The organism is Couchioplanes azureus (genome assembly GCF_014648355.1).
In the GTDB taxonomy this organism is placed as follows: Bacteria; Actinomycetota; Actinomycetes; order Mycobacteriales; family Micromonosporaceae; genus Actinoplanes; species Actinoplanes azureus.
The window spans coordinates 99,785-111,857 of the sequence record NZ_BMQY01000010.1; the positions used below are offsets into that span (position 1 = coordinate 99,785).

12 protein-coding genes and 1 pseudogene are annotated in these 12,073 nt (G+C 65.1%); 9 read left to right on the top strand and 4 right to left on the bottom strand.

What is annotated here, in order from left to right; all coding sequences use genetic code 11:
* Window positions 1-7 precede the first annotated feature (7 nt).
* From IEY99_RS28315 to IEY99_RS28330, 4 genes and pseudogenes are all read left to right on the top strand, one after another.
* Window positions 8-412, top strand: a complete 405-nt coding sequence (locus tag IEY99_RS28315; RefSeq protein WP_189207135.1) for a YbaB/EbfC family nucleoid-associated protein — start codon at window positions 8-10, stop codon at window positions 410-412.
* Window positions 413-546: 134 nt separating this feature from the next.
* On the top strand, window positions 547-1,149 hold the full coding sequence (locus IEY99_RS28320) for a hypothetical protein (protein ID WP_189207136.1): 603 nt from the start codon (window positions 547-549) through the stop codon (window positions 1,147-1,149).
* A gap of 131 nt (window positions 1,150-1,280) precedes the next feature.
* Window positions 1,281-2,018 carry a hypothetical protein gene (locus IEY99_RS28325; RefSeq protein WP_229799326.1) on the top strand — a complete coding sequence of 246 codons (738 nt, stop codon included), beginning with the start codon at window positions 1,281-1,283 and terminating at the stop codon, window positions 2,016-2,018.
* Between the two features lie 213 nt (window positions 2,019-2,231).
* Window positions 2,232-2,579, top strand: a pseudogene (locus tag IEY99_RS28330) (transposase family protein); the annotation flags it as partial.
* A 70-nt stretch (window positions 2,580-2,649) separates the two neighbouring features.
* Here the strand turns inward: IEY99_RS28330 and IEY99_RS28335 are convergent.
* The 3 genes from IEY99_RS28335 to IEY99_RS28345 all read right to left on the bottom strand — a co-directional run bounded on the left by IEY99_RS28335 (window position 2,650) and on the right by IEY99_RS28345 (window position 4,200).
* Window positions 2,650-3,123: a hypothetical protein gene (locus IEY99_RS28335; protein WP_189207137.1), complete on the bottom strand. Its 474-nt coding sequence runs from the start codon at window positions 3,121-3,123 to the stop codon at window positions 2,650-2,652.
* Between the two features lie 160 nt (window positions 3,124-3,283).
* Window positions 3,284-3,823: a putative immunity protein gene (locus IEY99_RS28340; protein ID WP_373293451.1), complete on the bottom strand. Its 540-nt coding sequence runs from the start codon at window positions 3,821-3,823 to the stop codon at window positions 3,284-3,286.
* A 17-nt stretch (window positions 3,824-3,840) separates the two neighbouring features.
* Window positions 3,841-4,200 carry an HIT family protein gene (locus IEY99_RS28345; protein ID WP_268245154.1) on the bottom strand — a complete coding sequence of 120 codons (360 nt, stop codon included), beginning with the start codon at window positions 4,198-4,200 and terminating at the stop codon, window positions 3,841-3,843.
* Between the two features lie 330 nt (window positions 4,201-4,530).
* On the opposite strand from IEY99_RS28345, the gene IEY99_RS28350 reads away from it, so the two are divergent.
* From IEY99_RS28350 to IEY99_RS28370, 5 genes are all read left to right on the top strand, one after another.
* Complete coding sequence (locus tag IEY99_RS28350; protein WP_189207138.1) at window positions 4,531-6,438, top strand: P-loop NTPase; 1,908 nt, start codon at window positions 4,531-4,533, stop codon at window positions 6,436-6,438.
* The gene (locus IEY99_RS28355) at window positions 6,431-7,171 is read left to right on the top strand and encodes a hypothetical protein (protein WP_189207139.1); all 741 of its coding nucleotides are present in this window, start codon (window positions 6,431-6,433) and stop codon (window positions 7,169-7,171) included. The genes IEY99_RS28350 and IEY99_RS28355 overlap by 8 nt, the downstream gene beginning before the upstream one ends.
* A gap of 1,084 nt (window positions 7,172-8,255) precedes the next feature.
* A complete protein-coding gene (locus tag IEY99_RS28360) occupies window positions 8,256-8,456 on the top strand; it encodes a helix-turn-helix transcriptional regulator (protein WP_229799328.1) in 201 nt (66 codons plus the stop codon).
* A 135-nt stretch (window positions 8,457-8,591) separates the two neighbouring features.
* Window positions 8,592-9,359 (top strand): hypothetical protein, encoded by a 768-nt coding sequence (locus tag IEY99_RS28365; RefSeq protein ID WP_189207140.1) that lies wholly within the window; start codon window positions 8,592-8,594, stop codon window positions 9,357-9,359.
* A gap of 749 nt (window positions 9,360-10,108) precedes the next feature.
* Entirely contained in the window at window positions 10,109-10,831 is a 723-nt protein-coding gene (locus tag IEY99_RS28370) for a DUF3800 domain-containing protein (protein WP_189207141.1), read from the top strand.
* Between the two features lie 74 nt (window positions 10,832-10,905).
* Here IEY99_RS28370 and IEY99_RS28375 read toward each other — a convergent pair whose 3' ends face one another.
* Window positions 10,906-11,712 (bottom strand): integrase, encoded by an 807-nt coding sequence (locus IEY99_RS28375; protein ID WP_189207142.1) that lies wholly within the window; start codon window positions 11,710-11,712, stop codon window positions 10,906-10,908.
* Window positions 11,713-12,073: the final 361 nt, after the last annotated feature.

A 12,073-nucleotide genomic window follows, 5' to 3' on the forward strand; every position in this document is an offset into this window, starting at 1 on the left:
GCGACGCATGCTGCATGACATCGACGCGGCGGCGGACTGGCTGGATTCCTGGGCCGCCGGGGTCAGTGCGCAGGCGGAGCGGGCCGCGGCGTTGTCGCGGCGGGTCGCCGGACTGACCGCGAGCGCGGCGAGCGCCGACGGGTCGATCGGCGTCACCGTCGCCGCGTCCGGCCAGGTGGAGAAGCTCGAGCTCGACGACCGGGTGCAGCGGCTGCCCGGCGCGGAGCTGGCGCGGCAGATCATGGCGGTGATGCGCTCCGCACAGGGAAAGCTCGCGAGCCGGGTGGCCGACGAGGTGCAGGCGACGGTCGGCGCGGACAGCGAGACCGGCCGGGCGGTACTCCACTCGTTCGAGTCGCGATTCCCGCGGCAGGACGAGGACGCTGCGGACAGCGCCGGCGATGGGCGCTGACGGATCGGTGCAGTTTCCGATCGACCAGGTGCACCGCCATGCCGGCACGGTGACCAGGTGTCCGACGCGATGCAGACCGCCCGCGCCGCGGTGCGTGAGGCGACCATGGACTCCCAGGCGAGCCACTTCTGCGGGTGCGGGTCGTTGCCACGTACATGCAGGCGACAGAGATCAGTGCGGCAATGTCGGCCGTGTCGGCGACGACTGCCGTCGCCGTGCTGGGGTGGACGGTGTGGCGAGCCAGAAACGACGAGAGGCAGAAGGCACTGGACCGCCGCCGCGCGCAGGCGGAGGCGGTCACGTGGTTCCTGGACGAGAATCCGCCGTCCGGCAGCCACCACACCAGGAAGGCCATCGATGCGGCCGAATTCGGTGCCTCGACCGAGGGAATGGAATTCGCCGACTTGGTGGTGTTGAACGCGAGCACGGGTTGTCTGTACGAGTGCGTCGCAGTCTTCAGCGACTTCAGCCGGCACCCAGAGACCGAGCCACTGGCGCGCCGCCTCCTCGGCGTGATCCCCCCGGGACCGACCCGGATAAGACTACCGATGCGATTCTTCCCGGGCGAAGGATCCGGGGCCTGGCGGCACATCGGCGCTTTCCAGCAGAACCGGCCGATGGAATATCTCCAGTTCAGGGATCACGACGGCATCACGTGGAAGCGGACGTGGCTCGGAGAGCTCCAGGAGCTCCCGTACCGGAAGCCGGGAACAGACCTTCCCGACTATGCGCCTTAGTCACCGAGCCATTTTCATCCTGACGGAGCAGGTCACGGAGGGACGGATTTGATGCCGAGGGTGGCCCGCTCTCGGTGGGTGCGACCGCGCACCGGTGGAGGCTGCCGTGGGACCAAGGGCGGCAAGGTGGTGTGGGCGAGCCTGCGCACCCGGATGGCTTCCCTCGGGTGACCCGGATCCGGCTCGCGCGGATCAGGCAGGATGGTCGAGTGGCACTCACACCCTGCTCCGACCTGTCCCCCGCGAGCTGGCTCGTGTCCGGCAATCGACGGTGGAACGAGTTGGTCGTCTTCGGGCCCGCCGGCTTCCCCGCGTACGCGAGGCTGCGGTTCCTGCCCGACCCAGCCTTCGAGGGGCAGAGCGAGAACGACGTCGACGACGATGGGATTGACCCATCCACTGCGCTGCGTACCGTGCTGGAGACGCTGTCACGCCACACCCGCACGCCTGACGAATGTTACTTCTGCCTGTGGGAGGGCTGGGGAAGCATGATCTGGGGCGAACACATCGACGAGGATCGACCGGCTGACACCCCTCGGCGGCCTCGGATCGCACCAGCATTCCCGTCCTCGGTGCTGAACGGGCCGAAGGTCGTGGTGCCGCACCGCTCCTACTTGCTGTTCCGCGGCCGATTGGCGGACATCGGGGACTGGGACGCGGCCGAGTTGTGGCCGGGGCAGCCCAGACCGGACATGCCCGACCCCGCGTTCATCTGGCCGGCCGACCATGCGTGGTGCGTCGCCAACGACGTCGACCCGCACTGGGCCGGAATCGGTGCGGACCTGCCGGCGATCGACGAGCTGATGGCGAATCCGGACGTCGACGTCGTTCCGGCGGACCCGCGTGAGGACCAGCCCTGCTACCGGTAGACCGCCCGCGGCCGAAGCGGGTCACTGAGCCTTCCCAAGCTGATCTTGCAGTCAGGGCAGGTACGGCCGACCCGCCGATCGATGGATGCAGTGCTCCAAGTAGGACAGCTGTCGACCAAGACCCGAAGCACCGCCCGGCAGCCTCGCCATGCTGTCCTCCCCCGCCGCTGTCGGCGTTGTCCAGCCGAACCCTGAATGACCTCGCCGACCGGAGCGCTGCCGGGCGTGACTCACGACCTGACCGCGGCCCGAGCCCACGGGATCATCGACGCACTGACCAGCGCAGACGTGATGACATTTGCCGAAAGGGCTACCAAGGTGCCCGGCGGCAGCGTGCGCACCCCGTTCAAACGACGCCACTACCGGCCGAAGCTGTCCCGCCGACAGAGGGCCGGGGACCGGGCTCACGCGAAAGTCCGTGCCCGCGGCGAACGAGCGATAGCCACCCTGAAGACCTGGAAAGTACTGGCCAAGCTGCGCTGCTGCCCACGCCGCGCCACTGCGGTCGTGCAGGCCCTTCTCTCTCTGCACCACGTCGAGGCCAACCACTACGCAGGATGAGAAGGGCTCACTGCTGCGTACCGTTCGACCGTGGCCGCTGGTCATGATGGCGTGTTCGGCGTCAAGGTGCTTATTTCGAGTCCAAGAGGCACGGTGTGCTGACCGACAGTCGCACCGTGGTCGGCGGCTCGCCGCTCGTCGCCGAGTAGACGACCGACTTCTCCAGCTCGTCCCCGCCTACCGAAAAGCGACCATGGCCGAGCGGCGTAAAGATGTCGAACCGTCCAGATCTGTGCAGCGCCAGCATGGTCCGCTCCTGATCCACCGCCGCCAGCGGTAGCTCCCAAGAGCCCTGCATCACATAGGCGCGGTCGACGTCATGCCATCGAGCGCTGTCGCAACGGGACTCGAACTCGCGCTTCGGTGGCGGCAATGTCCCGAACTGCTCCTGGAAAGCGTCGGCGGCGGTCTCCCGCACGATCGCCCGTGCCCGGTCCCGAGCCATCTCCTCCGGCGGTCGCGGCGCCTCATGATCGTCCGCGATGCAGCCCGCTGCCAGTCCGACGCCCACCAGGGCACCCACCATTCCAAGGAGACGCTGCATGCGCGGCATCCTATGAGGCGTTGGCGAACTCGCCTCACCCCTGCCGCGGCGAATCCCCGCCAGCGCCGGTTGATGCAGCGGTTGGCGAGGGCTCTTGGCACTGGCTTGTACGCGCGGCTTCCCGCCCGACCGCGTCGTCAGGTGGGCCAACGATGTCGGATCAGCGCAGCGACTCGTCCAGCCGACGGACGAGTTCTCCGACCCGTCCACCACCGGCGGGGGCGGCCGGATAACGCCCCAGGACTTCGACCACGACCGGAGATGCGAGGGCCTGCGCCCGCGCGATGTGGTCCGCACCGACTGCGGGATCGTCCCCGGCGTCGAGTTCGAACGCCCGTGCGGCATGCGCGGCGGGTCCAAGGATGTGCTTGACCTGGGTGGCCTTCGCCAATGGGTGCAGGAACGCCGCACCGGCCGCGGCGAGGGCCGCGCGGGCCGCGTCGTGCGCCGCGACCAGCCCCGCGTCGCGTGCCGCGTGGGCGGCCCGCTGGGCTGCCCACGCGCTGTCACGGATCGCCTTGGTCCGCTCGGCTCCCGCAGCGAATGCCTCCGCCGCCTCGATCGCGGCTCGCGGGCGCCGATCGTCGGGACGTTCGCGCTCGAAGATCACCAAAGCGGGCCGAGCACACGCCACCGCGTACCCGGCGACGTCGCGAAGCTCGGGGAGGCTGAGTTCGATAGGTGCAGAGTCATCCGTCACGACGCCCATTCTCCTGGTCAGCCGTTGACGGTGGACCACGCCGGGGCGTCGTCGGTGGGTCGTCTGGAAGGCGACTTCACCGTCGCAGAGAGGACGTTGATTCCCTCGCAGCCCATGCTTGAGCGTCGCAAGGCTCGTGCCATGTCATGACCGACCGACCAGAGGTGAACGCTCGTGGCGTCATCGAGGTCTTCGAGGCCCATCGCATGCTCGCGTGACACGACGAGAAGATGGCCGGGTGTGACGCGGTTCAGGTCCATGAAGACGACAACGGTCTCGGCCTCGTACACCATGCTGGCCTCGGCCTGTCGCGCCGCAATGGCGCAGAAGATGCACTTCCTGCGCTGACGATGTCGCGTTCTGTGTCGTGCGCGCAATCGTTCCGGTGGGCCCCAGACAGGTGCAATCCAGTATTGGCCTACACCTGATCGTAGCTGTCCAATCGGTGCGCGCGCTTCCGTAGCCGTCCGCGCTCGTAGCCTACGGTTGCCATCCAGTTGGACATCTACACTGCCAGGACGGTACTCGAACCAAGATCGCTGATCTGGAATCCGCTGATCGATACGGACGTAGATCGAGTGACCGTCGTTCCGTCACTCGACTACCGCTGCCCCGAGCTTGACACGAGTTGCCCTGCCGACCAACCCGCCATGGCCGTCGCGCGCGGCGACGGGCTCGCCGTGACCACCACCGCATACACTATCTAGATGGCGAGCGGAGACAGCCTGAACATCGGTGAGCTGCTCGACGGTCCCGGCACTCCGGCAATCCCCGACGGATGGGCCGTTTGTCCGCCCAGCTTCTTCGCCGGTCTCACGCCCGAGTCGAATCTGACGAAGTTCTTCAACGGTGGCGATCCCTACTGGGAAGCGGTGGTGAACCCCGGGCTCGTCCGCATCCAGCTGACGCGGGCCATTCTCGAACGCACCCGCCGACGCATCAACGAGAACAAGACCGGCATCGAGCTCGTGATCGGACCGACCGGCGAGGGCAAATCCACCGCGATTCGCCAGGCGGCGGCAATACTGGGGCTGGAGGATTCTCGTACTGTCCTCTGGCGCGAGCAGGGCTACGCCATCCTGGATGAGAGTGTGTTGGCCGCCGCCCGGGCGCTGGGCGCGAACACCGTGTTGGTGTCGGACGATGCGCACCTCGTTCTCCAGCCCCTCAACGAACTCGTCATGAACGGCAGTGTGCCGCGCGAGGGCCTGCAGATACTGCTGGCGAGCCGCGACACGGACTGGATCCGACAACGCCGCGTTCTAGGCTTCAAGCTTGACCCGAAGGACTCGTGGACGTCGAAGCTGCCCCTCGTGTCCACGAAACACCCGTTCGGACGGGTGACCGAGGACGACGCCCGCAAGATAGTCCGCAGCTGGCGCACCTTGGAACCGGACCCACCCAGCACCATCAGCAACCTTGACGACGTCGATGCGGCCAAACTGCTCAGCGAGGCCAGCACGGGCGCCGACCCTGAGAACGGCGCGCTACTCGGCGGCCTGCTGAAAATTCGCTACACCCCGGAGGAACTACGGGCCCACTTGAGGGACCTTCTGGAGTCGCTGTCGCAGGACGCCACCGAGAGCCCGATGACGCTCGCCGACGTCGTCTTCGTACTGGCCTTGGTCAACGTCGCTGGCATCGACGGTGTCCCCACCGAAGTCGTCGCCCGCTTCTGCGGCGTCGACCAGTCGCTGTTCCGCCGCGACGTGGCAAACCGGCTGGGCCGCGAAGCGGTCGCCAACTACAGCGACGACGTCATGCGGACCCGCCATCCCACAGTAGCATCGACGATTGTCGAGATCGCCATGTCGCATGACAGCGATATCGCCGCGGAGGCATCCGCGTTCCACCTGCTCGCCGCGGTGGAGCAGGCCGGCTCCAACAGCCAGTTCAGAGTCGGGTACGGGCAACTATTCGGGCTTGGCCGCAAGCTCTACAAGGCAGCCGTTCCGGCAACCGTTGCCCCGCAGAGCAGGGCGCTTGGCATCGCACTCGCCCGGCGGGTCTGCGAGCTGAGGCCCAAAACGCTGGCCAACTACATGGCGCTGTCGGAGTGCCTCCGACTAGAGAAGCAGGCACCAAAGGCGCTCACCACCGTCTGGGCACCGCTCGCCGACGAGCTCATCAGCCGAGGCGCATGGGAAGACTGGAACAAGAATTGCCGCACAGCGGTCAATGAGTTCGCCATAACCGCCAGCCTCTGCGGCGACGAGCGTGAGGCGGCGATCATCCGAATGGCCGCGTTGTCGGACATCTACCAGGCCAATCGCCTCGAATACGACAAAGTATCGTTCAGCATGCGCGGGCTTGTTCTACACTTCTCGCGGCTGTATCACAACTATGGCCAGCCCTGGGCGGAGGAAGCGCTCGGGGAGATCAACGGGTGTCTTGCCGCGTTCTTTCCCGAGTCATACCCGGTCGAGCACGGCACAGAGCAACCACTCACTCCGTTCACCACTGCCGGGACGCTGATCCGGCAGCTCAACGCCTTACAAAGCACGCTCAGGACGCATGAAAGCGACTACCTCGACATCCCTCTGTGGGTGGCGCGAAGCACCTTCTCGGAACTCGACAAATTCCTGACCAAGGCCATTCGGGAAAGCCATGGCTGACCGCAGCCGACGCCTGGCCGTCTACTGGCTCGCCGCAGCGGTCATCGGCGGCGGCATCGCGGCCGGGGCAATGCTCAACGCAACTGCGACGACAGCCCGGGCTCAGGCACCCGCGCCTTCCGCCGCACCCGCTGCGCCCATCCAGATAATAGTGCCTACGCCGACCCAACAACCGTCATCGTCGTTCGGCACCAAGGACCTCCTCGCGCCCATGGGCACCTTGCTGGGCGCGGTGGTCGGATTCCTGGGAGCAGTGACCGGCGCCCGGCTCACAGCCCGAGCCCAGGACAGACGGTCTCAGAAGGAGGCGGAACTGAAGAGAAAGGACGAGGACCGCGCCCGGGCGCATAAGAGAATCGAGGCGTTTGGCGATCAGGCCCGGGAGCTCTTCGCGGACACGGCCAAGGTGGCCAGAGGGGCCTCGTCCGCGTGGACCACCGAAACGGCAGTCGGTCGAGACGCGCTCAGGTTGAGCGCAGCACAATTGCTGGCGACTAGCCGCCTACTCGACGTCGAAATCCAGAAGATGGCGGAGGAGTTCATCCGAGCCGCGTCAACAGTCGCCAGCGCAACGACGCCCCAGGCAGCACAGGTACCGGCCCGGCAGTGCGGCGAGAAGCTGGATGACCTGATGAAGGGAATCGGCAGCAGACTCACACCGACTGCGACAGAGGCTGCGAAGCCGAGCAGGTGGTCGCTCTTTCGTCGACTCAGCTCAAGACATCTGAACTAAGGAACGCGACCATTCTAGCCAGCCCCGTTGATTCGGGGTTTTCATCTACCGGGCGGCTTGCCGTCGTAGATATGCAAGAACGTCTTCCTATCAAGGAAAAGGCATGATTGCTTCATCTGCATCGTTTCTCTTAACAGAGGCTCTTGCGAGGTGCAGGTACGGCCTGGGCGAAGGATCTGCGACCCCGGGCACCGGACGGGGATAGGGTCGCACGTCAGCACGGCGCCAGTGCGGATGCTGGCGGACCGGGTCGGGCTGACCGCAGCGCTGACCCGCGCTGCCCGTGGCCAGTCCGTCGCCCTCGACCCGCCGGTAGTGGGAGCGGGCCGGCGCCGACGCACACCACGTCAAGACGGCCTGGACGTTCGGCAGCCAGGCTGACGCGCGCCGGCGGCGGTCTGGTGCGGCATGGCACGAGAACGGCCTGGTAGTCACGACCAAGTGGGGTCGAACCCCGCAACTTCCTGCGGTTCTTGGACCGGCGCTGCGAGCTGGCGGGCGTACCCCGGATACCGGTGCATGACGCCCGGCGCACCTGCGGGTCGCCGCTGGCGGGCATTGATGCTCATCATTTGTTGTTGCTGCAACGGTCCCGCCGGGCCCATCTCCATCGATGGAACCGAACCCCCGCACCGTGGGGCGTCCGGGGGCCCGGCCCCGGAGCAGACATGACGAGTGGACTCGGACCGCGCTTCCCGCAGACAGACTCCACCCCTTCACTCGTGGGGCCGGCGGGACTCGAACCCGCGACCGAGGGAGTACCGGCGAGATGGTTGGATCAAGCCGCGTACGAGGTCGGAGCACTCGACGGAGGCTCGCATCGGTCGGTGCGGTTGCTGGCGTTGCTGTACTTCGCTGCTGTACCGCGGCAGGCTCGCACCCTGCGTTGCGAAGCGATCAGGTTGGCGGACCATCAGAGCAAGGGCCTGTAGACACCCTGGACTCCGGGGGCGGGGGGTCTTCATACGCTCGGTACCGTCGGGCTTCATGCCGTCGCCTCTAGAGAAGCGGCGTCGCCGAGCGTTCAGAGGAAGTCCATCGATTGGGTGAAATGCAGCGACGTTGTCGCTTGTAGGGTAGTCGCATGCCCAGACACCTGATGGGAGCCGCCGAAATCCGCCTACGGCTCGGAGGGATCAGCCGTCAGCGCGTGTACCAGCTCACGCATCGGTCGGACTGGCCGACACCTTACGACGAGCTGATTCAGGGCAAGGTGTGGCGCCGGGATGACGTTGAGTCCTGGATCAAGCAGCATCGGCCGGACTTGAACGACCAAACCCCTTGACCTCCGCGCAACGTACAGCGGCATAGTGCGGGCCGCCGAAGGGGTCGGCCCGTCGCCCGGGTGGTGGATGACTAGGTCCGTTGTCCAAGGGGCGGATCGGTTCGTTCGACGGACTATTGCCGTATCCTGGAGCCCGTGGTTTCTGCCGCCGAAGCGCCGAATGTCACCGATTGGATGCAAGGCTGGGGCTCTGTTCTCGGCCTGCCCCTTGCGTTCGGCGCGATGATCTTTACCGGACTCCTTCTCCTTCATGAGATCCGTGTCCGGCGTCAGGAGCGGTACCACAACGACACAGCCCAGGCTAGGTTGGTCCGCGTCGACAGAATTCATCACGATGACGGCGTGGATCGGGCAAGCGCGAGAATCACATATCGGGTGCATAATCGAAGCGCTGCTCCGGTCTTCGACGTCCACGTTTTACACCCATCGCAGGACGGCGACAGGTACGATTCACCGAGTCGAATGATCACTATAGAGGGTGGCGAGAAGGGATCAGTGTCCATCACAGACCCTTCGCTCGTTGCCGACGTCGGGCCGAATGCTAAATATTCCCATTCGCTGGACCTCCCATTCGTGCTTGTCTTCACAGACGCGGAAGGTCGCAGATGGTCGCGCTACTTAGGTGCAGGGTTGCCTGAAAGGATGCTTCGCGAGCTAAGTCCGGGACCGGGAAGCATCTTCGGGCTGCTCTTGGAACTGTTGTACCTTCGAGGCAAACTGCAAACGGCATTGCAATGGATCGATCGTCCGAGGCGCTGGGCGAAGAGTACGCTTCGACGTAAGATCTGGAAGCGACGCCAAGAGGGCATCCATCGGACAACAGAAGAAATCAAGGCATTTCTTAAGCTTCAGGATAATGCGATGGCGGCCGACGAAGGTGATGCGAAACGGGATGCGCCTTGAGGTCGCAGACGAGCGAACTGACACCCGCCTCAATACGGCGAAGATGCTCTTTGAGGATTGCAACAAGGACCATTTCGGGGAGTGATGGCCACCGCTACTGCATGCTCCTCCGATTCACCATCGGCCTACCTGCCCGATCCGTGCCCGCGGCGCTTACCAGGCGCTTACCTCCCATCCCGTCGGCCTTCGTCCACACACCGTGGTGCAGACAGGGCCTGCCTGGGCAAGGTGGAGCACCCTACGTCTGAACGACCTTGACCAGGCAGGCCCTGTCTGATCGGCTTCGCCTGGACGAAGGGTGACGGGATGGGAACCCCATCCCAGAGCGCCCGAGCGCCCCGCCGGAGGCGTAGTGCTTCACAAGCTGTAAGCCCCGGATCCGCCGGCTACCTCGGCGGCCCGGGGCTTTCCATGTTCGCGTCTGCCGCAGGGCTGTAACCGACGACGCCGTGGACGCAGTCCTAAGGCGTCGGCGGCGGGCCTCCGGCCCGGCCCTGCTGGGCGGCGCGAGCGGCCTGCGAAGCGGGCCGCCTTGAACCCGTACAGAAACTTCTCACAAGCGCTGATTGCCATGGTTAGTATCGGTGCTTGAAGCGGACGCATCTCCGTCAAAGTGCTTCGTGTCAGGTGGGCAGCGCCTGGATCGCAGCATCTGCGTACGACCAACGCGGACAACTGAGCAAACGGGGCCTACGTGTAGGTGTGGCAAACTGGTGAGCGCTCGTGCCGCAACCGTTTAACCTGGAGCTGTGGCTCAGCTCGTCTACATCGACGAAACAGGTTCAGTTGGTAGGGGCGCAAGGACCCAACCCCTTCTCACGGTCGTCGCCGCACTCGTGGACGAAAACCAGGTTCAGCCGCTAGGTGCGGCATTCAAGAAGATTGCATGGAAGCATCTGAGATGGCTCCCCGTAGACTTCGAGTTCCACGGCGCCGAGGTCTGGAACGGCATGCGTCACTGGCAGGGGAAGACTCCCACGGAGTTGATTGCGGCGTACGAAGAAGCCATAACGGTCCTCGATCAATTAAGTATCGAGATATCGTATGCGAGTATTGACAAGGCGCGTCTTCATGCGCGCCATGAAGGCGCCGCTGACGACAATGCATACCTACTGGCGCTTCAGTTTCTTCTGGAAAAGATTGACGTTTACTCCACGAAGAAGATTCTTATAGCAGACGAACAGAAAGAACATCAACTGCGGGCAATCAAGATGGTAGCCGACCTGCAGGATTGGGGAGTGGGCGAGGTTCGAGGCCGGAAACTGGAGTCGATCATCGATTCCATGCATTTCGTTAGTTCCCGTGCAAGCCCGGGTGTGCAGCTTGCGGATATGGTGGCGTTCGCATTGCAGCGCAAGTGGAATGAGCGGGACAGCCACCCCGAGGCGAGGAATGCCCTCAACCGCATCGTTGCAGTGATCCAGAATCATACCTCCACTTGGCGGGAGCCTTGGCCAGCCTCGACTCCATGACCGTCCCGGAGAGCGTTGGCGTGAGCCAGGCCACGCCCGCCTGGCGTGCGAGGGTTAGGAGTCAGTTCGCAGGCTTAAGCCAGCTGGAACTGGGCGACAGTTGCATCGTCGTGCCGCTTGGTTCGTGGATAACGCTCCCCATCAGGATCAGCGACCTCGATAGCGCGGACGTGCTGGATTAGACCTGCTGGACCGAGTTCGTCGAGGAGGTCGAGGTAGGCGCGCCAGCCGAAGCAGCCCATCTGGTCGACCGGGCGCGTCGCACCGTCGGTGAAGGCGCTCGCTCGCAGCATTGCTGCTCTTGGGTAGCTCCTCATGTGGGCGTACTGAGCCGCATTCGGGTCGGCTGCAGCCACCCACCAACCGTCTGGGCGGTTACGTGTTGCGGTTTGTCTGGCGACAAGGTCCGCCAAGGCTGCCTGGTGGCCGTCGGTGCCAAAGCGGAGGCCTGCGACGGCGTCCGGTTCGGTCCCGCTGATGTGTTCGATCGAGAGATCGCACGTCACCTCAGTGCCCGTTTCGAGGTCCACCACGATGCTGACATCGGAGAGTGCCAGGGTGTCGACCTGGTGCTCCCGAATGCGAAGAATGCCAATGGCCGCGCAGGGTGTGCCAGGGTTTGCAAGGTCGCAGGTGTCATCGTGCATGCCTGCTACCGCCGCTATGCCTGCTGCGAGTCCGTCTGCTAGCGAGATGACGGGATCCTGGGTCAAGGCTGCCAAGGTTCTTATGCCAAGTTGCCTGGCGTACCACGCGACTCCGTGGTGGCAGCCGCTGTATGGGATGCCTGCGCCGTCGACGACGACGGCGATCTCGGGGGTCGCTACGACGAAGTCTTCGTTGGGCCGGCCGGGAGCGGCGTCGGTAGCTAGCGCGAACACTCGGCGGGTACCTCCGTCACTTCCTGCCGGCCGTGCCTTGAGCCTACGACCGTTAAGTACTGCAGCCAGCGTTCCAGGTGCTGTGGTTCTTACAGCGCGCACGGCTGACGGTAGGCTTCGTCCCGTGGCAGCGGATACGACGGCGGAGTGGTGGACAACCTCCGACGTGGCTGCTTACCTGGGAGTTCAGGTAGCGACCGTGAGCAGTTACCGCAACCGGGGCCAGATGCCGGAGCCGGAGATGAGGCTCGGTCGAACCCAAGCGTGGAAGCCGTCAACCATCATCGAGTGGCACGCGTCACGGCCGCGTCCAGGCGTCGGCGGCCGGCCTTCCTCCAAGAGCACGGAAAGCGACGAAGCC

Excerpts from the sequence above, each read along its gene's own strand:
- IEY99_RS28355 (WP_189207139.1), top strand. The coding sequence starts at position 6,431 with ATGGCTGACCGCAGCCGACGCCTGGCCGTCTACTGGCTCGCCGCAGCG.
- IEY99_RS28360 (WP_229799328.1), top strand. The coding sequence starts at position 8,256 with ATGCCCAGACACCTGATGGGAGCCGCCGAAATCCGCCTACGGCTCGGA.
- IEY99_RS28350 (WP_189207138.1), top strand. The coding sequence starts at position 4,531 with ATGGCGAGCGGAGACAGCCTGAACATCGGTGAGCTGCTCGACGGTCCC.
- IEY99_RS28315 (WP_189207135.1), top strand. The coding sequence starts at position 8 with ATGCTGCATGACATCGACGCGGCGGCGGACTGGCTGGATTCCTGGGCC.
- IEY99_RS28335 (WP_189207137.1), bottom strand. The coding sequence starts at position 3,123 with ATGCAGCGTCTCCTTGGAATGGTGGGTGCCCTGGTGGGCGTCGGACTG.